This is a genomic window from Variovorax glacialis (assembly GCF_051216375.1).
GTDB lineage: Bacteria > Pseudomonadota > Gammaproteobacteria > Burkholderiales > Burkholderiaceae_C > Variovorax.
The window spans coordinates 761,427-784,459 of sequence record NZ_JBPJZT010000002.1 but is presented as its reverse complement, the minus strand read 5'-3'; the positions used below and the strand labels follow the sequence as shown (position 1 = coordinate 784,459).

Annotated in this window: 22 protein-coding genes; 14 read left to right on the top strand and 8 right to left on the bottom strand. The window is 66.8% G+C overall.

Going from position 1 to position 23,033, the window contains the following annotated elements:
* The first annotated feature begins 52 nt into the window (after window positions 1–52).
* A complete protein-coding gene (locus tag ACSFBL_RS08110) occupies window positions 53–250 on the top strand; it encodes a hypothetical protein (protein ID WP_435515224.1) in 198 nt (65 codons plus the stop codon).
* A 35-nt stretch (window positions 251–285) separates the two neighbouring features.
* On the opposite strand, the gene ACSFBL_RS08105 is transcribed toward ACSFBL_RS08110, so the two are convergent.
* The 4 genes from ACSFBL_RS08105 to ACSFBL_RS08090 all read right to left on the bottom strand — a co-directional run bounded on the left by ACSFBL_RS08105 (window position 286) and on the right by ACSFBL_RS08090 (window position 5,212).
* Entirely contained in the window at window positions 286–1,512 is a 1,227-nt protein-coding gene (locus ACSFBL_RS08105; RefSeq protein ID WP_435515223.1) for a M20 family metallopeptidase, read from the bottom strand.
* Window positions 1,513–1,514: 2 nt separating this feature from the next.
* Complete coding sequence (gene uraD, locus ACSFBL_RS08100; protein WP_435515222.1) at window positions 1,515–3,293, bottom strand: 2-oxo-4-hydroxy-4-carboxy-5-ureidoimidazoline decarboxylase; 1,779 nt, start codon at window positions 3,291–3,293, stop codon at window positions 1,515–1,517.
* Between the two features lie 139 nt (window positions 3,294–3,432).
* Complete coding sequence (puuE, locus tag ACSFBL_RS08095) at window positions 3,433–4,362, bottom strand: allantoinase PuuE (protein ID WP_435515221.1); 930 nt, start codon at window positions 4,360–4,362, stop codon at window positions 3,433–3,435.
* 175 nt (window positions 4,363–4,537) lie between these two features.
* Window positions 4,538–5,212, bottom strand: coding sequence for a GntR family transcriptional regulator (locus tag ACSFBL_RS08090; protein WP_435515220.1), 675 nt, complete (start codon window positions 5,210–5,212; stop codon window positions 4,538–4,540).
* Window positions 5,213–5,286: 74 nt separating this feature from the next.
* Between ACSFBL_RS08090 and uraH the strand changes: the two genes are divergently transcribed.
* The gene (uraH, locus tag ACSFBL_RS08085; RefSeq protein WP_435515219.1) at window positions 5,287–5,649 is read left to right on the top strand and encodes a hydroxyisourate hydrolase; all 363 of its coding nucleotides are present in this window, start codon (window positions 5,287–5,289) and stop codon (window positions 5,647–5,649) included.
* A 3-nt stretch (window positions 5,650–5,652) separates the two neighbouring features.
* Here the strand turns inward: uraH and ACSFBL_RS08080 are convergent, their stop codons facing one another.
* Complete coding sequence (locus ACSFBL_RS08080) at window positions 5,653–6,162, bottom strand: hypothetical protein (RefSeq protein WP_435515218.1); 510 nt, start codon at window positions 6,160–6,162, stop codon at window positions 5,653–5,655.
* Between the two features lie 53 nt (window positions 6,163–6,215).
* Here ACSFBL_RS08080 and xdhC point away from each other — a divergent pair, with 53 nt between their 5' ends.
* The 10 genes from xdhC to ACSFBL_RS08030 all read left to right on the top strand — a co-directional run bounded on the left by xdhC (window position 6,216) and on the right by ACSFBL_RS08030 (window position 16,563).
* Window positions 6,216–7,028 (top strand): xanthine dehydrogenase accessory protein XdhC, encoded by an 813-nt coding sequence (gene xdhC, locus ACSFBL_RS08075; protein WP_435515217.1) that lies wholly within the window; start codon window positions 6,216–6,218, stop codon window positions 7,026–7,028.
* A gap of 207 nt (window positions 7,029–7,235) precedes the next feature.
* Window positions 7,236–8,441 (top strand): urate hydroxylase PuuD, encoded by a 1,206-nt coding sequence (locus ACSFBL_RS08070; RefSeq protein ID WP_435515216.1) that lies wholly within the window; start codon window positions 7,236–7,238, stop codon window positions 8,439–8,441.
* Between the two features lie 53 nt (window positions 8,442–8,494).
* The gene (locus ACSFBL_RS08065) at window positions 8,495–9,829 is read left to right on the top strand and encodes a glycerate kinase type-2 family protein (RefSeq protein WP_435515215.1); all 1,335 of its coding nucleotides are present in this window, start codon (window positions 8,495–8,497) and stop codon (window positions 9,827–9,829) included.
* Between the two features lie 77 nt (window positions 9,830–9,906).
* A complete protein-coding gene (locus ACSFBL_RS08060; protein ID WP_435515214.1) occupies window positions 9,907–10,665 on the top strand; it encodes a phosphatase PAP2 family protein in 759 nt (252 codons plus the stop codon).
* Between the two features lie 54 nt (window positions 10,666–10,719).
* Entirely contained in the window at window positions 10,720–10,980 is a 261-nt protein-coding gene (locus ACSFBL_RS08055; RefSeq protein ID WP_435515213.1) for an acyl carrier protein, read from the top strand.
* A complete protein-coding gene (locus ACSFBL_RS08050; protein WP_435515212.1) occupies window positions 10,977–12,179 on the top strand; it encodes a beta-ketoacyl-[acyl-carrier-protein] synthase family protein in 1,203 nt (400 codons plus the stop codon). Before ACSFBL_RS08055 ends, ACSFBL_RS08050 begins: the two co-directional genes overlap by 4 nt.
* A 43-nt stretch (window positions 12,180–12,222) precedes the next feature.
* The gene (locus ACSFBL_RS08045) at window positions 12,223–12,750 is read left to right on the top strand and encodes a DUF4136 domain-containing protein (protein WP_435515211.1); all 528 of its coding nucleotides are present in this window, start codon (window positions 12,223–12,225) and stop codon (window positions 12,748–12,750) included.
* Between the two features lie 130 nt (window positions 12,751–12,880).
* Entirely contained in the window at window positions 12,881–14,794 is a 1,914-nt protein-coding gene (locus ACSFBL_RS08040; RefSeq protein WP_435515210.1) for an ABC transporter ATP-binding protein, read from the top strand.
* 7 nt (window positions 14,795–14,801) lie between these two features.
* On the top strand, window positions 14,802–15,818 hold the full coding sequence (locus ACSFBL_RS08035) for a phospholipase D-like domain-containing protein (RefSeq protein WP_435515209.1): 1,017 nt from the start codon (window positions 14,802–14,804) through the stop codon (window positions 15,816–15,818).
* 22 nt (window positions 15,819–15,840) lie between these two features.
* Window positions 15,841–16,563, top strand: coding sequence for a hypothetical protein (locus tag ACSFBL_RS08030; protein WP_435515208.1), 723 nt, complete (start codon window positions 15,841–15,843; stop codon window positions 16,561–16,563).
* A gap of 16 nt (window positions 16,564–16,579) precedes the next feature.
* On the opposite strand, the gene ACSFBL_RS08025 is transcribed toward ACSFBL_RS08030, so the two are convergent.
* The 3 genes from ACSFBL_RS08025 to ACSFBL_RS08015 form a co-directional block, all read right to left on the bottom strand.
* A complete protein-coding gene (locus ACSFBL_RS08025) occupies window positions 16,580–18,391 on the bottom strand; it encodes an IlvD/Edd family dehydratase (RefSeq protein WP_435515207.1) in 1,812 nt (603 codons plus the stop codon).
* A gap of 84 nt (window positions 18,392–18,475) precedes the next feature.
* Window positions 18,476–19,492 carry a D-erythronate dehydrogenase gene (denD, locus tag ACSFBL_RS08020; RefSeq protein ID WP_435515206.1) on the bottom strand — a complete coding sequence of 339 codons (1,017 nt, stop codon included), beginning with the start codon at window positions 19,490–19,492 and terminating at the stop codon, window positions 18,476–18,478.
* A gap of 10 nt (window positions 19,493–19,502) precedes the next feature.
* Entirely contained in the window at window positions 19,503–20,270 is a 768-nt protein-coding gene (locus ACSFBL_RS08015; RefSeq protein ID WP_435515205.1) for a FadR/GntR family transcriptional regulator, read from the bottom strand.
* Between the two features lie 204 nt (window positions 20,271–20,474).
* Here ACSFBL_RS08015 and ACSFBL_RS08010 point away from each other — a divergent pair, with 204 nt between their 5' ends.
* Both ACSFBL_RS08010 and ACSFBL_RS08005 read left to right on the top strand, forming a co-directional pair.
* Window positions 20,475–21,548: an ABC transporter ATP-binding protein gene (locus tag ACSFBL_RS08010; RefSeq protein WP_435515204.1), complete on the top strand. Its 1,074-nt coding sequence runs from the start codon at window positions 20,475–20,477 to the stop codon at window positions 21,546–21,548.
* A 38-nt stretch (window positions 21,549–21,586) separates the two neighbouring features.
* Window positions 21,587–22,915, top strand: a complete 1,329-nt coding sequence (locus ACSFBL_RS08005; protein ID WP_435515203.1) for an ABC transporter substrate-binding protein — start codon at window positions 21,587–21,589, stop codon at window positions 22,913–22,915.
* Window positions 22,916–23,033: the final 118 nt, after the last annotated feature.

Sequence of the window (23,033 nt, the reverse complement as noted above, 5' to 3'; positions counted from 1 at the left end):
CCGTACCCGAATTCATCCGGACGCCCATCCAGTCTGCCCCAGGGGGACAAGCATGAACACCTATCAGACAGCCAACCAGGCGACCGGTGTGGCCCGTACGCTCAGCAAGAGCGCGTCCTGCACTATCGTTGTCTATCAGGCGGGTCCGGGCAAGTACGTGACGGCCCGGCCGAACGACGTGGTCCGCGGCCTCGTCATCGGCGTCTATCGCAACGGCTACCTGATGCCGAACGGCCAGCGCACGGCATAGGCATCGCGGCCGGCCGCCAGCGGCCGGCCGAATCCTCAGGCGATCAGATCGCTCAAGGTCCGGGCAATGACCTTGGTCGCCCGCCGCAGGTCTTCGAGCACCACGCGCTCGTCATTGCGCTTGGCGTGCGATTCCAGCACCGTGCGCGGTCCCGCGCCATAGATCACGCCGGGAATCCCAGCCTCGCCGTAGAGGCGCACGTCGGTGTAGAGCGGCGTTCCCATGGCCTTGATCGGCTCGCCAAAGATCTCCTGGCCATGCTTCTGGATCGCATCGACGAGCGGCTTGTTGCCGGCCAGCGGCTTCATCGAGTTGGCGAGCAGCATGCGCTTGATCTCGACCGTGATGCCGGGCATCTGCGCGGCAGCGTCCGCGATCACCTTGCGGATATTGGCTTCGACCTCGACCGGGTTTTCTTCCGGAATCATGCGGCGGTCCAGCTTGAAGATCACCTTGCCCGGGACGACGTTGGTGTTGGTGCCGCCCTCGATCCGGCCCACGTTGAGGTAGGGATGGGTGATGCCCTCGACCCTGGACGTGACCTGCTGGTAGAGCGCGTTCTGCGCATACAGCGCATTGAGGATGTGCACGGCGCCCTGCAGCGCATCGATGCCCGTGGTCGGAATGGCCGCGTGCGCCATCTTGCCGTGCACGGTGACTTCCATCTGCAGGCAGCCGTTGTGCGCGGTCACCACTTCGTAGCTGAAGCCTGCAGCGATCATCAGGTCGGGCTTCGTGAGGCCCTGCTTGAGCAGCCAGCCCGGCCCGAGGATCCCGCCGAATTCCTCGTCATAGGTGAAGTGCAGTTCGACGCTGCCCTGGGTCGGCTTCACCACGGCTTCGAGCGCGCGCAGTGCAAAGGTGAAGCTCGCGAAGTCGCTCTTGCTCACCGCGGCGGCGCGGCCGTAGAGGCTGCCGTTGTCGATCTCGCCGCCGTACGGGTCGTGCGCCCATCCTTCGCCGGGGGGCACCACGTCGCCGTGCGCATTGAGCGCCACTGTCCGGCCGCCGCTGCCGTACTTGCGCCGCACGATCAGGTTGGTGATGGATTCGAGACCGTAGTCCTTCACCTCCTGCGCTGGCACGGGATGCTTCTCGGCTTCGAATCCGAAGGTCTGGAGCAGTTCGGCCGTGCGCTCGGCGTGCGGCGCGTTGTTGCCGGGCGGCGTGTCGGTCGGTACGCGGACCATTTCCTGCAGGAAGCGCACTTCCTCGTCGAAGTGAGCGTCGATCCAGGCGTCGAGTTGGGCGTAGTTGTTCATGATCAGTGGGCTTGCTCGGTGGCGAGGTTGTCGAGGAGCAGCTGGAAGGCTTGCACCGCCAGCTGCATGTCGTCGTTGGTGCTCGATTCGAGCGGGTTGTGGCTGATGCCCGAATTGATGCCGCGTACGAAGAGCATCGCCTGCGGCATGACTTCGTGCAGCTTCATCGCATCGTGGCCCGCGCCGCTGGGCATGCGGAAGAGCGGCACGCCGAGGGTGTCGACGGCCTTCTCCCAGCGCTGCTGCCAATCGGGCGCGCTCGGGGCGGCCGCCGCGCGCATCGTCTCTTCCAGCGTGTAGCGGACACCGCGCCGCTCGCAGATTTCCTTGAGCGCACCGACCACGTCGGTGGCCATTGCATCGCGCTGCGCGTTGTTGGGCGCGCGAAGGTCCAGGCTGAACTTGCAGCGGCCCGGCACCACGTTGATGGAGCCGTTCGGCACTTCGAGCATGCCGACGGTCGCGACCGAATCGCCGTCCTTCGCTGCGCGTTTCTCGGCGAAAAGAATGAGCTCGGCGACGGCGGCGGCGGCATCGCGGCGGCGATCCATCGGCGTGGTGCCGGCGTGGCTCGCCATGCCGATCACTTCGCCCACATAGCGCACGCTGCCGTTGATCGACGTGACGATGCCAAGGGGAAGGTCCAGCTCGGTCAGTACCGGGCCCTGTTCGATGTGCACTTCGACGAAGCCGAGGTACTTCGATGGATCGCGTTGCACCTTGGGAATGTCCTCGTCCTTCAGGCCCGCGTGCTGCCGCGCCTCGCGCATGGTGATGCCGTCGGCGTCCTTCTGGTCGAGCCACTGGGGATCGAAGTGCCCGATCAGCGCTCCCGAGCCGAGGAAGGTCGCCTTGTAGCGCTGGCCTTCCTCCTCGGCAAAGCCCACGACCTCGAAGGCGTAGGGCAGGCGGCGGTTCCGGGCCTTGAGTTCACGCACGCAGGCCATCGGCACGAAGATGCCCAGGCGCCCGTCGTACTTGCCCCCGTTGCGCACGGTGTCGTAGTGCGAGCCGGTCAGCAGCGTCTTCGCACCGGGCGCCGCGCCTTCGTAGCGACCGACCACGTTGCCGACTGCGTCGATGCCCACCGAATCGAAGCCGGCTTCGCGCATGTCCTGCGCAATCTGCTGCGCGCAGGCGCGATGCGCGTCGGTGAGGTAGGTGACGGTGAGCTGGCCCTTTTCCGCATAGCCCGGGTCGGTGTGGACCGCCAGCTTTTCCTGCCAGTCCCAGACGTGGTTGCCGAGCGTCGGCTCGGCACTGAACTTGTCGTCCAGGCGAATCTCCGCGATGCGGTGAATGTTGCGCAGCGCCTCGCCGAGTTCGAAGGCGGGATGATGGTGCAGCCGGCGCTCGAAGGTCTCGATGATCTCGCGCTTGGCCAGGCCCGTGCCGCGCGGTCCGCGGACGGCCAGGATGAACGGGAAGCCGAACTTGGCGTTGTAGTCGGCGTTGAGCTGCTGGATCTTCGCGAACTCCTCGGGCGTGCAGTCGGTGAGGCCCGCCTTGTTCTGCTCGTTGGTCGACTCGGCCGTGAGGTTCTTGCTCACCATCGCCTTGCCCGCGAGCTCGGGGTGGGCGCGGATCAGGCCCAGCTGCTCGTCCGTCGATGCGCCGGTCACCACCTTGACCAGGGCGTGCTTCAGATGGGGCAACGAACGGAACGGGCGCTCCGCCAGCGCACGCTTCGCGATCCACGGCGAGTGTTCGTACACCCCGTCGAGCAGCGCGACGGCTTCGTCGGCCGAGGCGGCATTGAGTTGGTCGATGGTCAGGGTCATATCAGTTGTCTCCAATGTTGCGTTGCCCGCCAGGCCAGCCCAGGAATCCCGCGGATCCGGCTCCGCCGGTCCGCAGGGATTGCCCCCGGAGAGGAAGTGTCCGAGCCACACGAAGTGGGCGAGGCTGGGGGTGAACTTGTCATCCAGGGTGCGTCGCTTTCCAATGTCTTGCGATGTCGAGCCGGCGGCAGACCCAGACGCGGTCGTGCGCGGCGATGTGATCGAGAAAACGCTGCAATGCCGTGATGCGCCCCGGCCGCCCCAGCAGGCGGCAGTGCATGCCGATGCTCATCATCTTCGGCGCTTCGTCGCCTTCGGCGTAGAGCGCATCGAAGGTGTCCTTCATGTATTGGAAGAAGGGGTCCGCATGCGAATAGCCTTGCGGCAGCGCGAAGCGCATGTCGTTGCAGTCGAGCGTGTAGGGCACGATCAGTTGCGACACGACTTCGCCGTCCGTCTTGCGCACCTTCATCCAGAAGGGCAGGTCGTCGCCGTAGTAGTCGCTGTCGTACTCGAAGCCGCCGTAGTCGGCCACGAGCCGGCGCGTGCGCGGGCTGTCGCGGCCGGTGTACCAGCCGAGCGCACGTTCGCCGGTGAGCGTCTTGATGGCTTCCATGCCGAGGCGCATGTGCTCGCGCTCGGTGGCCTCGTCGACGCCCTGGTAGTGGATCCAGCGCCAGCCGTGGCAGGCGATCTCGTGGCCCAGTTCCTTGAAGGCGACGGCCAGTTCGGGATAGCGCTCCAGCGCCATGCCGACGCCGAACACCGTCAGCGGCAGGCTGCGCTTCTCGAACTCGCGCAGGATGCGCCAGACGCCGGCGCGTGAGCCGTATTCGTAGATCCCCTCCATGCTGGTGTGCCGGTCGGGGAAGCTCGCCGGGTTGAACATCTCGGAAAGAAACTGCTCGGAGCCGGCGTCGCCGTGCAGCACGCAGTTCTCGCCGCCTTCCTCGTAGTTCAGCACGAACTGCACGGCGATGCGTGCTCGGCCGGGCCATTGCGCATGGGGCGGATTGCGGCCGTAGCCGACGAGGTCGCGCGGGTAGGGCAGGGTGGTGTCGTAGGTCACTGCTCGCCCCCAGGTTGCCCGCACTGCGTGTCGGGCGCCCACCCCTGGCCGCGGGCGCTGCGTTGCGGCCCGGCGAAGCCGGTTCCGCCGCAGCCTGCGAAGGGGCGCGCTTGGTGCAGTCGCGGAGAACCAACTTGTGCGCCGGCAGCTAGGCGCCTTGGTGAAACGGTGTTGTTCATGCCAATGCCAGAGAGATGTCGTGGGTCGGGACCTTGCGGTCGAAGGTGAGGTTGGCCTCGACGTGCTCGAGGTGCTCGGTCATGAGGCGCACGGCGCGCTCCTCGTCCTTGGCGGCCAGCGCCTTCACGATGTCGGCGTGCTCGTCGTTGGAGTGCTCGGCGGCCGTTGCGCTCTGGTACATCAGCGTGATGAGCGCGCAGCGGGAAATCAGCTCGCCGAGGATCTGCGCCAGCACGGCGTTGCCCATGAGTTCGGCCATGCGCACATGGAAGTCGCCGAGCAGTTCGGTGCGACCGGAAATGTCTTCGCCGGAGACAGCGGCTTTCTCCAGCGCCACGTGCTCCTTGAGGGCCTTGATCTTGGCGGGCGTCACGCTGCGTACGAAGGCGCGCGTCATCTCGGCCTCGAGCATGCGGCGCACCGCGAACACCTGCTTCGCTTCGTCGACGGCCGGCGCCGCGACAAAGGCCCCGCGCGCTGGCTCCAGACGGATCAGCTTGTTCTGTGAGAGCTGGAACAGCGCCTGTCGGACCAGCGTGCGCGACACGCCGAAATGATCCGCCAGCTTCTGTTCGGCCAGCTTGCTCCCCGGTTGCAACCGGTGTTCCACAATGGCCTTGGTGAGTGCGTCGACGATCGCGCGGGTGGTGGTCGAGTCCATGTTTTTCATGATAGACCCAAAGCCAAGAACTGTATACACTTTTGTCGACCGGAATTTCCCCAATGCACTGAAGGAGCAAATCCATGGGCCTGAGCACCCACGTACTGGACACCATGCACGGTACCCCTGCCGCCGGCATGGAGGTCGCGCTGTTCACCACCGACGGCACCGGCGAAGACGCGCGTGCCACGCTGGTGCGGCGCTTCGCGCTGAATGCCGATGGCCGCAGCGACGGGCCCCTCTACGACAACACCACGCTGAAGGCCGGGACCTACCGCCTGGTCTTCGACGTGGCCGGCTACTTCAAGGCGCGCGGCGTGAAGCTGCCGGAGCCGAACTTCCTGAACCGCGTGGCGCTCGACTTCGGCGTGGCGCACACCGACCAGCACTACCACGTGCCATTGCTGGTGAGCCCGTGGAGCTACTCCACCTACCGCGGCTCCTGAGCCTCAGAGCTGACCTTCGCTGAGCGTATCGAGCTGGAAATGACCTTCCTCGTCCCACAGCCAGGTGTCGGTCCACGTGACCTTGCCCAACTGCGTGGCAACGGGGAAGGGCGCGGCGCTCAGCACGGTGCGTTCGATCTCGGCGATCACCTCGGGCGCGTGCGTCGGTGCGCGCATCCAATGCATCGAGAGCACCTTTCCATTCGTGTCGAGGTTGACCTGCAGCGTGCCGACCGCGTAGAGCAGCGGCGGCAGCTTGCCGATGTAGACGCGCTGCCTGTTGATGTCGTAGACATGGCGCGCGGCGTCGCGCCGATAGTCGCGCGGGGTCGCCGCATTCGAGGCCCGGGGCTTCGGGCGGCTGCCGTCGCCCGGATCGGGCGCGGCGTTGCTGAGCTGACCCGGTACGGATCCGGTGCCGGCGGTCGGGCTGGTGCCGCAACCGGCGAGCCACAGGCTCGAGAGGAGGGCGGCCGCCAATGCCAGGCGGCGCGTCGTGGACTGAAAATTCATCGGCGCGGTTATACCGTGCCCACGTTTCGCTCGCGCAACCGGAGGTTTCGCCCATGACCGGCGCCGTTGACGAACTGCTGGCGCGCTTGAAGCGCGAGAACGGCGTGCTCGTCCGCGTCGAGTCGACCCAGGGCTCGGCACCGCGCGAAGCCGGCACGTGGATGGCCGTCTGGGCCGACGGCCTCACGGCGACGATCGGTGGTGGCCAGCTCGAATACCAGGCGACCGACGAGGCCCGCGTGTGGCTTGCAGGCGGCCCCGCCATCGAAGGCATTCGACGCTACCCGCTCGGCCCCAGCCTCGGGCAATGTTGCGGCGGCGTCATGTTTCTTTCCTACCGCCGAATCTCCGAATCCGATGCAAAGGGGCTGCAGACCGAACTGCTCGCGCATCTGGAGCCGGTGGCCCTGTTCGGCGGCGGCCACGTCGGCGCGGCCCTCGCGCGCCTGCTGTCGTCGCTGCCGTTCACCGTGCGCTGGATCGACAGCCGCGACGGCGTGTTCCCCGATGCGTTGCCCGCGCAGATCGAGACCGAATACTCCGAGCCCGTGCAGCAGGCGGTGGCGCAACTCGCGCCAGGCTCGCGGGTGCTGATCATGAGCTTCAGCCACGCCGAGGACCTGGACATCGTGATCGCCTGCCTCAAGCGCCTGCGCGAGCGCGACGATCTTCCCTACATCGGTCTGATCGGCAGCAAGACCAAATGGGCGACCTTCCGTCACCGCCTGGAGGCGCGCGGCTTCACGGCCGCCGAGATGGACCGCGTGACCTGCCCGATCGGCGTTCCCGGCATCACCGGCAAGGAGCCGGAAGTCATCGCCGTCGCGGTTGCGGCACAGTTGTTGCAATCGCTTCCGGACGCGTGAAGGCCATCAGGGTTTTCCAGCACGCCTTCTGAAGCAAAACCCCAGAACTTCGCGTTGAAAGTGTATACACTTCAGTCCACAAGCCGCAGCGGAGCGAGGTCCATTCGAGGGCCTGCGTTCGCGGCACTTTCTCTGCTTACAGCGCCCGCAGTGGTGAGCAGGCCGGAACACCTCGGTGCCCCCACGCGCCGACAAGGTTGAGAGTCAATGGAAAGCTATTACCTCGACTGGGCCAATCTGCTGCTGCGCTGGGTCCACGTCATCACCGCCATCGCATGGATCGGCGCCTCCTTCTACTTCGTGATGCTGGACAACAGCCTCGAGAAGCCCGAGGACCAGGAATCGCTCGACAAGGGCGTCGGCGGCGAGCAATGGGCGGTCCATGGCGGCGGCTTCTACAACATGCAGAAGTACGCGCTGGCGCCCAAGAAGCTGCCGGACCACCTGCACTGGTCGTACTGGGAGAGCTACTCCACCTGGCTCACGGGTTTCGCGCTCTTCACGATGTCGTACCTGTGGAACGCGAGCACCTACCTGATCGACAAGTCCAAGATGGACTGGCAGCCCGGCGCCGCGATCGGCGTGGCGCTGGCTTTCTTCGTCGTGTTCTGGATGGTCTACGACGCCATCTGCCAGCTGTTCGGACAGCGCAAGAACGGCGACACGATCGTGGGCGTCCTGGTCGCACTGTTCATCGCCTTCGCCGCATGGCTGGCCTGCCACTGGTTCGCCGGACGCGCGGCCTTCCTGCTGGTGGGCGCCATGATGGCGACGACCATGAGCGGCAACGTCTTCTTCTGGATCATCCCCGGCCAGCGCAAGAACGTGGCGGCGTTGCGCGAGGGCAGGCCGGTCGATCCGATCCACGGCCAGCGCGGCAAGCAGCGCAGCGTGCACAACACCTATTTCACGCTGCCGGTGCTCTTCGCGATGCTGAGCAACCACTACAGCTTCACGTACACGCACAAGTACAACTGGATCGTGCTGCTGCTCATCATGCTCGGCGGCGCGGCGATCCGGCAGTTCTTCGTAGTGCGCCATCGCTTCAAGCCCGGCAACGCGGGCAATCCCATTCCCTACGCGCTCTTCGGCATCGCCGTGCTGGGGCTGACCATCATCTGGATGAAGCCCGAGCCGGTCGAGGCGCCGGCGCCGGGCGCGGCGGCGCAGAAGGTATCGTTCGGCGAGGTGCAGAAGGTGCTCGAGCAGCGCTGCTACATGTGCCACGGCGCGCAGGTGCAGATGAAGAACGTGCGGCTCGACACCCCCGACCAGGTCGCCGCCCATGCGCAGGCCGTGTACCAGCAGGTCGTGGTCACGAAGATCATGCCCATGAACAACGCGACGGGCATCACCGACGCCGAGCGTGCGCTGATCGGCAAGTGGTTCGACAGCGGAGCGAGCACCAAGTAGCCTCGCGGGTCGCGCGGGGCGATATTCGGACAATGGCTGGAGACAAGCAAACCATGACTTCATCGAACCCGCGACAGAGCCCCGACCCGCGCACCGCGCCGCGCGAATTCCTCGAACACATCTACCGCGTCGCCGTCGAGCGCGCCTTGCCGCTGAAGAGCATGGGCCCCTGCCTGCCGAAGGTGCCCAAGGGACGGACGCTCGTGCTTGGCGCGGGCAAGGCCGGCGGATCGATGGCGCAGGCGCTGGAAGCGCTGTGGCCGGCCGATGCCAGCCTCTCGGGCGTCGTGGTCACCCGCTACGGGCACATTCCGCCGCGCCCCGAAGGCCTGCCGCAGCGCATCGAAGTCGTCGAGGCCGCCCATCCCGTCCCCGACGCGGCGGGAATGAACGCCGCCGAGCGCATCCTCGCGCTTACGAAGGGCCTCACCGCCGATGACCTCGTGCTGTGCCTGATCTCGGGTGGCGGCTCGGCCTTGCTCACGCTGCCGGCCGACGGACTGACGCTGGCGGACAAGCAACGCATCAACACGCAACTTCTGGAATCGGGCGCGCACATCGGCGAGATGAACTGCGTGCGCAAGCACCTCTCGCGCATCAAGGGCGGGCGCCTCGCGGCGGCATGCGCGCCGGCGCAGGTGGTGACGCTGACCATCAGCGACGTGCCGGGCGATGATCCCGCGGTGATCGCGAGCGGTCCCACCGTGCCTGACGCGACCACCTGCGCGGACGCGCTCGGCATCCTCGATCGCTATCGCATCGAGGTGCCGCTGGCCGTGCGCTCGCAGCTCGAAAGCGGCGCGCTCGAAACGCCCAAGCCGTCCGACCCCGTGTTCATGGGCCATGTCACGCACCTGATCGCCACGCCGCAGCAATCGCTCGAAGCCGCCGCGGCGGCAGTGCGCGCTGCCGGCCTTGAGGCCCACGTCCTCAGCGACGAGATGGAGGGCGAGTCGCGGGAGGTCGGCAAGGTCCACGCGGCGCTGGCGCGTGCGGTGTCCTTGCGCGGGGAGCCTTTCGGCAAGCCGTGCGTGATCCTGTCGGGCGGCGAGACCACGGTCACCATCCGGCCCCGTCAGCCGGGCCAGGCCAAGGGGCGCGGCGGACGGGCAGGCGAGTTCTGCCTCGGGCTGGCCGGTGGGTTGGCGGCCCGGGAGAACATCTGGGCCCTCGCGGCCGACACCGACGGCATCGACGGCGTCGAGGACAACGCCGGCGCCTTCGTCACGCCCGACACGCTGCGCCGCGCCGAAGCCGCCGGCCGCAAGCTGGCCGACCACCTGGACCGCAACGATGCCTACGGCTACTTCGACGCCATCGGCGACCTGCTGGTCACCGGGCCGACGCACACCAACGTCAATGACTTCCGCGCGTTGTTGATTCTGTAGTTCGGGTTTGCGGTTCGGACGGTCCGCAGGCATGCTCGGTGCCTGACACGACCGTTAACGCCGAAAATGCCGAATACATGAATCAACCGATCGAACTGCGCGGGGGGTCGCTCCCGTCGCAGAACTGGAATGCCGAGATCGGCTTGCGGATTCGCCGTCACCTGCTGCTGAAGGTGGTCGGGACCACGATCTTCACCTGGATCTTCTTCATCGGTTACTTCCACCTGCTGCGCCAGCCGGTGTATCCGATCACGGTGATGCCGCTGACTGCGCTCGACCACCTGATCCCGTTCCAGCCCGAGGCGTTGATCGCCTACTTCTCGCTCTGGCTGTACGTGGGCGTCGCGCCCGGCCTGCAACTGACCTTCAAGGAACTGGTCGTCTATGGCCTGTGGGTGGGCGCACTGTGCCTGACGGGACTCGGCTTCTTCTACCTGTGGCCGACGCAGATTCCGGCCATGCCGACGGAGCCGACCGACTTTCCGGGCTTCGCCATCCTGCAGGGCGTGGACGCGGCCGGCAACGCATGTCCGTCAATGCACGTCGCGATCGCCATCTTCACCGCGATATGGGTCGAGCACATCCTGCGTGGGGCTGGCGCGCCAGTCTGGCTGCGACTCGGCAACGGCCTGTGGTTCGCGGCCATCGTCTGGTCGACCCTTGCGGTCAAGCAGCACGTCGTGCTGGACGCCCTGGGCGGCGCGGCGCTGGGCATCGCCTTTGCGATTCCTTCACTGCGCTGGCGGCCCGGCAGGGCGCAGTCGCGCAGGCGGAGCGGCTATCATGGAACGTCGCTGCCCGCGGGCCGATTCGACGGCCGAGCCAGGAGGGGTTGATCTGCGGGGAGACATACCAACATCGCCGTCGACAGGGTTTGGTCGGCGGCCAGAATGACGACCGATAGCCGCACCATGAGTTCGCTGAAGGAATTGCAGGACCTGATCCACGAGAAGTACGGCATCGAGGCGTCCGCGCTCGACCCCCACGCTTCCATGCGCGAAAAAGGCTTCGATTCACTGGCGATCGTCGAATTCGTCTTCGCGATCGAGGACCGGTTCGGCATCACGATGCCCGACGACGACCCGAACATCGACACGCTGGCCCAGCTCGCGGCCGTGGTCGACAGGGTCAGGGCGGCGCAGACGACGTGAGCCGGGTCGCCGTCACCGGGCTGGGTGTGATGGCGCCGCACGGCGAGGAACCCGCTTCGCTCTTCGAGGCCGTCCTGCGCGGCGAGTCCGCGCTCCGGCCGATCTTCCCCGAACTGCCCAAGCCGGCCGCTGCGGCGACGGTGGCCTTCGACGAAACCCGCTGGTTCACCAAGCTGCAGCTCGCCGGCGTCGACCGCGTCAGCCAGCTCGCGGTGGCCGCCGCCGACTTGGCGATGCGGGATTCAGGCATCGATGGCGACGTCGACCCCGAACGCATCGGCGTCTACGGCGGCTGCGGCATGGGCGGTGCGACCGCGCTCGAGACGGCCTATCGCGGCAACGGACGGGTCCCGCCGCTGACGATCCCCGCCTTCATGCCCAACGCACCGGCCTCGCATGTGGCGATGCGCCAACGCGTCCAGGGCCCCGTGATCACCTACTCGGTCGCGTGCGCCTCGTCCGCGGTCGCGATCGCCGAAGCCGCCAAGGCGATCCAGCGCGGTGAAGTCGACGTCGCGATGGCGGGCGGCAGCGAAGCGCTCATCGTGCCGGGTGTCGTGCTCGCCTGGCAGGCCATGCAGACGCTCGCCGGCTTCGCGCCCGGCAAGGAAGCGACCGCGGTCCGGCCCTTCGCGAGCGATCGCAGTGGCTTCGCGCTGGGCGAAGGCGCCGCATTCCTTGTCCTCGAATCGGAGGATCGCGCCCGCCAACGTGGCGCGCGCATCTACGCCATGCTCGACGGCTGGGGCCACAGCTGCGACGCGACGCACCTGACCAAGCCCGACGCCTCCGGCCAGGCGCGTGCCATGCGCCAGGCCCTGCGCCAGGGCGGCCTGCAACCCCGCGACGTCGGCTACTGCAATGCCCACGGCACCGCCACGCGCATCGGCGACGTGGTCGAGCGCGATGCACTGGCGGAAGTCTGGGGCGATGCGCTCGACCTGCTCAGCGTCAGTTCCACGAAGTCGGTGCACGGCCACTTGCTCGGCGCGGCAGGGGCGCTCGAAGCGGTCATCACCATCCTGGCCCTGCATCGGGGCCGGTTGCCTCCCAATGGTCACCGGGGCGAGGTCGATCCGGCCTGCCGCCTGAACCTCGTTGCGGAAACCGGCGCCGCCGCGCCCGAGCTCGAGGCGGCGATCAGCAATTCCTTCGCCTTCGGCGGCACGAACGCGGTGCTTCTGTTCCGCCGCGCCTGAGGGCTAAACTGCCCTCGCACCTTCATTCAGGATTGGAGCCGACATGACGGGACGCTTCGCTGCCTTGGGATTTGCCATGCTCCTTTCGGCTTGTGCCAGCACGCCGTCGAACGTCCGCATCGATGCCGATCCCGGCACCGACTTCTCCCGCTTCCGGACCTACAGCTGGATAGCCAAACCGGAGGGCGTGAACTCTCCGCTGGTCCAGCAGCGCATCGTCGATGGCGTCGATTCGCGCCTGCAGGCCAAGGGCTGGAAGCTCGTCCCTGGCGGTGAAGTGCACGTTGCCGCCCGCGTGACCACCTCGGAGCGGCAGAGCGCCAACGCCTCCAGCGTCGGCTACGTCGGCTGGGGCGGCTTCGGTCCGCTGACGACGGGCGCGCAGGTCGACACCTATGAGGTCGGCACGCTGGTGGTCGACATGTACGACGGCGCGCGCAAGCAGGCGATCTGGCGCGGCTCGGCGAGCGGAACGCTGGACAGCGACCCCAACCGCATGATCGCCTTGCTGCAGGCGTCGCTCGACAAGATGTTCGCGGGCTTCCCGCCGACCGGCGCGCCGGCGAAATGACCTGATCTTCCCGGCCGGATAGGTGGGACCACGTACGTGCTAGTTACGTGCGCGGGTGCTTTTCCCGCGCGCGTTCCGCGCCTACCATTCGTCCGAAGACCCATGCCCGGGTCATCGGGTGGTGCATCGCATGTCTCAACCTATTCCCCCCATCCCTCCCACTTCCGCGGAAGCGGGGGCCGCGCCGGGACGGACGAAAGCAACAGCGAACTCCGGCAAGCGCAAGGACGAGGCGCAAAAGCAGGAAATGCGGCGCATGGTGCTCGGCCTGCTGAAGCCCTATCGCGGCTGGCTGGTCATCGTGCTCGTTGCGATGGTGGTCGAGATCCTCATGAGCCTGGCGTCGCCCTGGCCGCTCAAGCTGGTGCTCGATGACGCGCTCGGCAACCATCACCTGCCGGCGTGGCTCGAATGGGCGCACCAGTTCGGCATTGGCCGGCATACGCTGGGCGTGGCGCTCTTCGCGGGGATCGCCACCCTGCTGATCGCGGTCATCGCCGGGATCGCCACCTACATCGACAACTACTACACCACCAGCATCGGGCAGTACGTGGCGAACGACCTGCGGCTGAAGATCTACGAGCACCTGCACCGGCTCTCGCTCGGCTACTACGACACCGCCAAGACCGGCGCCCTGATGTCGACCATCACCAGCGACGTCGCGACGGTGCAGAACTTCGCCTCCTCGTCGACCCTCGGCATCCTGGTCGACATCGTCACGATCATCTTCATGCTCGGGCTGATGGTCTGGCTCGACTGGGACTTCACCCTGATCGCGATCGCGGTGATGCCTTTCCTGCTGCTGTTCGTCTTCCGGTTCAAGAAGGCGGTGAAAGACGTCACGCGCGAGGTGCGCCTGCGGCAGAGCGAAATCGTCGCCGTCGTCCAGGAAGGGCTGGGGCAGGTCCGCGCCGTGAAGGCCTTCGGCCGTCAGGACCTGGAGGTGACGCACATGCAGGCGGCGAGCCTCGCCTCCACCGAGGCCGCATTGCGTGCGCGCCGCATCAAGTCGCTGCTGTCGCCGGTGGTCGCGGTGGTGGTGGCGCTGTGCACTGGCATCGTGCTGTGGAAAGGCACTGCATTGATCATTGCCGGCGCCATGACCGCCGGTGCGCTGACGGTGTACCTGGCCTACCTCAGCAAGTTCTTCAAGCCGGTGAAGGACCTCGCCAGCATGGCCAGCACGATCGCGCAGACCACGGTGGCGCTGGAGCGCATCCAGAAGATCCTCAGTGCGGACAACATCATCCATGAACGCCCGGACGCCACGGACCCGGGCCGCACGCGCGGCGAGATCACCTTCGAGCACGTGGCCTTCGGCTACGGCGACGAATCCCTGGTGCTGCGCGATGTCTCGTTCAACATCAAGCCGGGCCAGGTGGTAGGCATCGTCGGGCCGACGGGCAGCGGCAAATCGACGGTCGTGAGCCTGATGCCGCGCTTCTACGATCCGGCGGCCGGTCGGATCCTCATCGACGGCGTCGACATCGCCAGCCACAAGCTTTCGGGCCTGCGCTCGCAGATCGGCTTCGTGCTGCAGGAGACGGTGCTGTTTCGCGGCAGCATCGCCGAGAACATCGCCTACGGCAAGCCCGGCGCCACCCAGGAAGAAATCGTCGCCGCCGCCAAGCTCGCCAACGCCGACGAGTTCATCAGCCGGATGCCGCATGGCTACGAATCGATGGTCGGGGAGCGCGGCGACACGCTCTCGGGCGGCCAGCGCCAGCGCATCGGGATCGCCCGTGCGGTGATCCGCAACAGCCCGATCATGATCCTCGACGAGCCGACCGCCGCGCTCGACACCGAATCCGAGCGCCTCGTCATCGAGGGGCTGGAGGGGCTGATGAAGGGCCGCACGGTGATCATGATCGCCCACCGCCTCAGCACCCTTCGGAACGCCGACAAGATCATCGTGCTGAAGGATGGCGTCGTGGTGGAGGAGGGCACCAACGACGAACTGGTCGCGCTCGGCGGCGTCTACGCCGAGCTGCACCGGATACAGTACGAAAACCCGGCCGCCGCCCCCGCGGCCGCATCTGCCTGAGGCCCCCATGTCGCACCAATTGATCGTATTGCCCGACGACACTGCCAAGCCCATCATCGACGCCATCAATGCGGCGAAGCAGGCCCTGCAGATCCGGATGTTCCTGTTCACCGACGAGACCCTGCTCGCGGCGGTCATCGCCGCCAAGCAGCGCGGCGTCAAGGTGCGGGTGATGCTGAATCCGGCGCGCCGCAGCGGCGAGAGCGAGAACGAGGAGGCGCGCAAGGCGCTGACCGATGCCGGCATCGAAGTGCGCGACAGCAACCCGAAGTTTGATCTCACGCACCAGAAATCGATGGTGGTCGATCACCAGGTCGGCTTCGTCGAATCGCTCAACTGGGAGCCTCGGGACCTGACCGAGACGCGCGACTACGCGGTCATCACCACCCACGACCTCGAGACGAAGGAAATGGTGGCCTGCTTCGATGCCGACTGGGAACACCAGGATTTCCAGCCCCATCCGGAATCGCGGCTGATCTGGTGCCCGGACAACGGACGCATGCGGGTCGCAGCCTTCATCGACCAGGCCAAGCATTCGCTCTGGGTGCAGAACGAGCGCTACCAGGACACCGTGATCATCGAGCGCCTGGTGCGCGCGGCGACGCGGGGGGTCAAGATCCACATCCTCACCAAGCCGCCGCATTCGCTGAAGGCGGAAAAGCTGATCGAAGGGGTCGGCGGCCTGCGCATCCTGCAGGATGTCGGCGCGAAGGTGCACACGATGAAGCACCTCAAGCTGCACGCGAAGATGATGCTGGCCGACGGCGAGCGCGCCATCGTCGGCTCGATCAACCTGGCGCCGGGAAGCTTCGACGGCCGGCGCGAGCTGGCCATCGAGACGGACCATCCCGGCACCGTGCAGCGGCTGGCGGAGACGGCGCATGCCGACTGGAAGCTGTCCCATCGGATCGACCTCAGCGACGAAGGTCTGCTGAAGGATCTCGCGAAGCGCGAGCTCGATCCGTCCAAGCTGGTGCTCGACGGCAGCGCGCCCCACGAGAAGAAGCACAAGTCCAAGGGCTGACGCGCGGCGTCGGAAGGCATCCGTGGCCATCGCACCGGCATCCGGAGCTTCCTGGCGGCGCGCACTGCTCGCCCTGCTCGCGTGGGGATGCCTGGTGCCGTTGGCACTCGCGGCCAACGAGGCCGAGTACGCGCTGCGCTGGGAGCCGACCGACGGCGGCCCTCGCAGCGTGGAGGAGGTCGCCGCAGTGCTGAAGCTTCCGCCGGGCAAGCAGAAGCAGTTCGAAGTCCGCTATTTCACGGTCGCGCAACCGTCCGGCCTGCCGCCGGGCGCCAGCGTCATCGTGCGCGAGCGCAGCAGCGACGGCGAGACCGAGTCGATGTACAAGCTCCGCAGCGAGGCACCCATGCAGGGCGATGCGGTGACCGAGAGCTTGCGCTGCGGTTTCCCGGCGGCCACGGAGCGCAAGAGCGAGGTCGATGTCGGCTGGTCGGCCGAAGGCGTGCCGAGGAAGAACTACTCGCTGAGCTGCACGGCCGACGGTCTCGTCGGCACCGTCAAGCCGCCCAACCTCGAAGCGCAGCCGACCGGCTGCAGCAGCAAGGTGCTGCGCCAGGAAGCCAAGGGCGTCAAGATCGAGCGCTGGACCCTGCCGGACGGAACGCTGGCGCTGGAGGTCTCGTGGAACGGCAAGAACAGGCCGAAGGACCTGGACCGTTTCACCGACCGGATCGTGCGGCCCTTGCTCGGGCAGGGCGTCAAGCCGCTGCGTGAGAGCAAGACCGAACTCGGGAGCCGGTGCTGACCGTGTCGCTGCCGGGCTAGTGGTTGTCCCGCGGAATCCCGAAGGTCGCGTGGATCTTCTGGTACTTCACCGCCGGCTTCAGCACCATCCCTTCCGACAGCTCATCGACGATGCCGCGCTGGATTTCCTGCCACGGCGTCTGGCTCGCCGGATACGGATACCCGCCCGCCGCCTCCAGCTTGGCGCGGCGCTTCGCCAGCTCCTCGTCGGAGACCAGCATGTTGGCCGTGCGCTTCTTCAGGTCGATGCGCACGCGGTCGCCCGTCTGCACCAGCGCCAGCCCACCGCCGGTTGCGGCTTCGGGCGAGGCATTGAGGATCGACGGCGAGCCCGAGGTGCCCGACTGCCGGCCGTCGCCGATGCAGGGCAACGCGGTGACGCCCTTCTTGATCAGGTACGAAGGCGCGCGCATGTTGACCACCTCGGCGGCCCCCGGGTAGCCGACCGGCCCCACGCCGCGCATGAAGAGCACGCTCTTCGGGTCGATCTTCATCTTCGGATCGTCGATGCGGCGGTGGTAGTCCTCGGGCCCGTCGAACACGATGGCGGTGCCTTCGAAGGCCATCGGATCGTTCGGGTCCTCGAGGTAGCGCGAATGGAATTCCGGCGTGATCACGCTGGTCTTCATGATCGCGGAATCGAAGAGGTTGCCTTTGAGGTTGAGGAAGCCGGCGTTCTTCTTCATCGGCTTCGCGTACGGGAAGATCACCTTCCGGTCGCTGGTGAACTTGCCTTCGCAGTTCTCGGTGAGCGTCTTGCCGTTGGCCGTGAGGGCCGGCTTGATCTTGCCCTGGGCGATCAGTTCGGCGACCACCGCGGGCACGCCGCCCGCGCGGTAGTAGTCCTCGCCGAGGTATTCGCCCGCGGGTTGCAGGTTGACGATCAGCGGGATCTTATAGCCGTGCTTTTCCCAGTCGTCCGTCGTCAACTCGACGCCGATGTGGCGCGCGATGGCGTTCAAGTGCACCGGCGCGTTGGTCGATCCGCCGAGGGCGGAGTTCACGACGATCGCGTTCTCGAAGGCGGCGCGGGTGAGGATGTCCGAGGGCTTCAGGTTTTCGCGCACCATCTCGACGATGCGCTTGCCCGTCAGGTAGGCCATCTCCTGGCGGTCGCGGTAGGGGGCCGGAATGGCGGCGCTGCCCGGCAGCGTCATGCCCAGTGCCTCGGCGAGCGAGTTCATGGTCGATGCCGTGCCCATGGTGTTGCAGTGGCCGGTCGAAGGCGCGGACGAGGCGACCAGCTTCAGGAACTCCTGGTAGCCGATCTTCCCTGCCGCCATCATCTCGCGTGCCCGCCAGACGATGGTGCCCGAGCCCGTGCGCTCGCCTTCGTACCAGCCGTTGAGCATCGGCCCCGAGTTGAGCGCGATGGCCGGGATGTCGACCGTCGCGGCCGCCATCAGCTGCGCCGGCGTGGTCTTGTCGCAGCCGGTCGTCAGCACCACGCCGTCGATCGGATAGCCATAGAGCACCTCGACCAGCGACAGGTACTGAAGGTTGCGGTCGAGCGCGGCGGTGGGACGCTTGCAGGTTTCCTGGATCGGATGAATCGGAAACTCGAAGGCGATCCCGCCCGCGTCGCGGATGCCCTCGCGCACGCGCTCCGCCAGCACCAGGTGATGGCGATTGCAGGGTGCGATGTCCGAGCCGGTTTGCGCGATGCCGATGATCGGCCGGCCCGACTGCAGTTCGTCGAAGCCGAGCCCGAAGTTCATCGTGCGCTCCAGGTAGAGCGCCGTCATGTCGGCATTCGCGGGGTTGTCGAACCAGGCCTGCGAGCGCAGCGACAGCTTGCCCTTGGCTTGTTTCTTCTTCTTGCTAGTCATGTCAGTTCCTTCTCTGAAATTCCGGAAACCCCGCGGACCGGCTTTGCCGGGCCGCCGGGGTTGCCCCCTGCAGGGAGTGGGCAACTAGTTCATTCCCTTCAGGGTCTCGTTGGCGTTCGGCAGGGCCGCGCAGTCGTCCATGTATTGCCGCACGATGTCGGCGAAGTTGTCATGCGGATGCAGGCCGAGGCGCGCGGCGCGTGCGGCCGATGCGCCGCTCGGCCAGTTGGCCACGATGCCGGCGATGCGCTCGTCGCGCTCGAAGCGCACGCGGGCGCGAACGGCCGGGCCTGCCACCTGTTCCAGTGCGTCGAGCATGTCGCTCACGCGGACGTTGAGTGCGGGAAGATTCAGTGCAGTGCGGCCGCAGAAGGCATCGCGGCTGGCCTCGTAGACGGCGATCAGGCCGTCCACTGTGCGCGACGGCGACGACACCGGGTGCGACACATCGGGCGACACGGGGCAGATCGATTCCACGCCCGCCAGCGGCTCGCGGATGATGCCGCTGAAGAAGGACGACGCGGCGCCGTTCGGCCGGCCGGGTCGCACGGTCACGGTCATCAGGCGCGCGGCGCGGCCATCGACGTATCCCTTGCGCGTGTAGTCGGCGATGAGGTGCTCGCAGATCAGTTTCTGCGTGCCGTAGGAGGTCTGTGGCGCCGGAAGCGTGTCGTCGGCGACGATCTTCGGCAGCGGCACGGCCGGATCGGGCCCGAACACTGCCACCGAACTGGAGAAGACCACGCGCGGGACCTTTCCGCCCGCATTGACGTGGGCCCGGATGGCGTCGAGCAGGGCGCGCGTGCTGTCCAGGTTGGAGCGCAGGCCCAGGTCGAAATCGAGTTCGCATTCGCCGGACACGGCCGAAGCCAGGTGGAAGACGCCGTCGAAGGCTTCTTCGCGCAGGGCATCGGTCTGCGCCAGCAGCGGCCCGGTCCGGGCCTCGACGCGCGCATCGGCGAGCAGGTCGCCCGGTGGCGGCGCGATGTCGGTCAGGACGAGGCGGTCGATGCGTTCGCCGGCCAGCGTGCCGCGCTTCAGCAGCGTGCGTGCGAGGCGGGCGCCGACGAAGCCGCCGCCTCCGGTGATCATGAGTTTCATGCAGTCTCCTTCATTGCTTGCGAGGTCGTGGGGTGGAAAGACTCGCGGCGCGCACGGCCTTGGCCGCCGCCTGTCGACGCCGGCCGTCGATGACGCCGCCTTCGACCAGCCGCTGTTCTCCGCGGATCAGGTGTTCATTTGCATGGAGCCGCGCCGCGACGGGGTCGTGCGCGGCGATGGCTTCGAAGATGGCGTGGTGCTCGCTCTGCACCGCGGTCATGAAGTCCGCGCGCCGGGCTTCGTTGCCGCGCGTGATGCGCATGCCTTCGCGCAGGTACTGCTCGAGGAAGCCGAGCAGCAGTCGGAACTGCGGGTTGCCGGTCGATTCGCCGATCACGCGGTGGAAGGCCAGGTCCTCGGCCACGCCGTCGCGGCCCTCGGCCACGGCCTCGTCGATGGCCTTGAGCGCCCGACGCAGGGCGGCGATCTGCGCGCGGGTCGCCCGTTCCGCCGCCAGCGCGGCAATCTCGCCTTCGAGCACGCGCCGCACCTCCACCACATGGACGACCGCCTGCACCGAAGTCAGCACCGTCGGATCGAAGGCCAGCGGCAGGTTGGTCGGCTGCGGCGCAACGTAGACGCCCGAGCCCTGTCGCGACTGGACCAGGCCCCGGGACCGAAGCTGGTGCACCGCCTCGCGGACCACCGTACGCGACACGCCGTGCGTCGCTGCGAGTTGCTGCTCGGTCGGCAGCCGGTCGCCGGGGCCGAGGGCGCCGGACTCGATCTGCGCGCCCAGCAGCGCCGCCAACCGATCCGACAGCCGATCGACGATCAACTGCAGGGGCTGGGAGGGGGCCGATGTCCTGGCGGCGGTGGGGGAAGTGAGCTCGGTTATCAGGTCATCATACAAATTTACAGGGGTTAATGCGTACCGGTTTGCCCTGATGCGCGGGTTTGTTGCAATGCCAATACTCCGCGGGTGCGACGTGGGCCGTTCCGTGTCGTTGCTTCGACTCGCGAACTTTCAGGACTCCAGCGCATGGCCAGTGTGACGATACGGGCAGTCAAGAAGAACTTCGGTGATGTACCCATCCTCCACGGGGTGGACATCGACATCAGGGACGGTTCCTTCACCGTGCTGGTGGGGCCGTCGGGATGCGGCAAGTCGACGCTGTTGCGCATGATCGCCGGGCTGGAGGAAATCAACGGCGGCGAGATCCTCATCGGCGACAGGCGCGTGAACGACCTGCCGCCGAAGGAGCGGGACATCGCGATGGTGTTCCAGAACTACGCCCTGTACCCGCACATGACGGTGCGCGACAACATGGCCTTCGCGCTGGCGCTCGCCAAGACCGACAAGCCGACGATCGAATCCAAGGTCGGCCGCGCCGCCGAGATCCTTGCGCTGACGCCGCTGCTGGAGCGCTATCCGCGCCAGCTCTCGGGCGGCCAGCGGCAGCGGGTGGCGATGGGTCGGGCGATCGTGCGCGATCCGCAGGTCTTCCTCTTCGACGAACCCCTGTCCAACCTCGATGCCAAGCTGCGCGTGGCGATGCGCAGCGAGATCAAGGAACTGCACCAGCGCCTGAAGACGACCTCGATCTACGTCACGCACGACCAGATCGAGGCCATGACCATGGGCGACAAGATCGTCGTGATGCGCGACGGCCGCATCGAGCAGACGGGCAGCCCGCTCGACCTCTACGACCATCCGGCCAACCAGTTCGTGGCCGGCTTCATCGGTTCCCCGGCGATGAACTTCCTCCCCGGCACCCTGCGGCGCGGTGCCGGCGCGGCCCGGGTCGAACTGGCAGACGGCACGCAGCTCGATGCACCCGTGCTGGCGGGCGGCGTCGACGGCCAGCCCGTCGTCTACGGCACCCGGCCCGAGCACCTGAGCCTCTCGGACAACGGCGGCATTCCGTCGAAGGTCGTCGTGATGGAGCCGACCGGCATGGACACCTTCGTCGCCTGCCGCCACGAGGGCACCGAGATTTCCGCCGTGTTCCGTGAGCGCTACGACTTCGCACCCGGCACGCTGATCCGGCTGCAACCGGATCTTCAGCGCGCGCATCTTTTCGACGCAGGCACCGGCCAGAGGCTGGTGGCTTGAGTTTCTTTGGCTGGCCGTTCAACAAACAGGAGACAGGAATGAGTGACTTCAATCGCCGCAAGATTCTGAAAAGTTCGGCCGGGCTTGCCGCCGCTGCTTCGCTCGGCGTCGGCACCGCGATCTTCTCGCCGCTGGCGAATGCGCAGACGCTGACCTTCAAGCCGGAGAAGGGCGCCAAGCTGCGGGTGCTGCGCTGGAGCCGCTTCGTGCAGGGCGACATCGACGCCTACATGGCGAACGTCAAGAAATTCAGCGAGGCCACAGGCATCGAGGTGCGCGTCGACAACGAGGGCTGGGAGGACGTGCGGCCAAAGGCGGCTGTCGCGGCCAACACCGGCGCAGGGCCCGACATCATCCTGTCGACCAACGACGACGCCAACCTGTATCCGGACAAGCTGCTCGATGTCACCGACCTGGCGGAATACCTCGGCAAGAAGTACGGCGGCTGGTATCCGGCCGGCGAGATGTTCATGCGGCCCGACGGCAAGAAGTGGATCGGCCTGCCGCTGGGCGCCTCCGGCTCGCTGATCGTCTATCGCGAAAGCATGGTCAAGGCCGCGGGCTTCGACAAGTTCCCGACGAACACCGACGACTTCCTCAAGCTCTACAAGGCACTCAAGGAAAAGGGTGTGCCCGGCGGCATGGCGCTCGGCAACGCGACGGGCGACAGCGTGTGGACCAACTGGCTGATCTGGTCCTTCGGCGGCAAGCTGGTCGACAAGAGCAACAAGGTGGTGATCGACAGTCCCGAGACGCTGAAGGCGCTGGAGTACGCCAAGGAGCTCTACGCCAACTTCATTCCCGGCACGCTGTCGTGGCTGGACCCGAACAACAACAAGGCCTTCCTCGACGGGCAGCTCAGCGTCACCAACAACGGCATCTCGATCTACTACGCCGCGAAGAACTCGCCCGATCCGAAGCTCAAGGAAATGGCGGCCGACATCAATCACGCCGTGTTCCCGGTCGGTCCGGTGGGCGTGCCGACGGAGTCGCACCTGTTCTTCAACCAGATGATCATGAAGTACACGAAGTACCCGCAGGCCTCGAAGGAGTTCCTGCGCTTCATGATGGAGCGGCCGCAGTTCGACGACTGGCTGACGGGCGGCGGCGGCTATGTCGCGCAGCCGCTGCGTGCCTACGAGGCGAATCCGATCTGGACTTCCGACCCGAAGAACACGCCGTACCGCGACTCGGTCAAGAACCTGCGTCCCGCCGGCTACGAGGGCAAGCTGGGCTACGCCTCGGCCGGCGCGGCTGCGGACTTCATCGTCGCGAACATGGTGGCTGAAGCTGCGAGCGGATCGAAGTCGCCGAAGGAGGCCGCGGAGCGGGCGCAGAAACGCGCCGAGCGTTACTACAAGGTATGAAGACCCCCCGGGCTCGCGCACTTCGTGTCGCTCTCCACCCCCTTTCAGGGGGCAATACCTGCGGCCCGGCGAAGCCGGTTCCGCGGTATTCCTGGGCTTACCCCCAGGCTCGCGCACT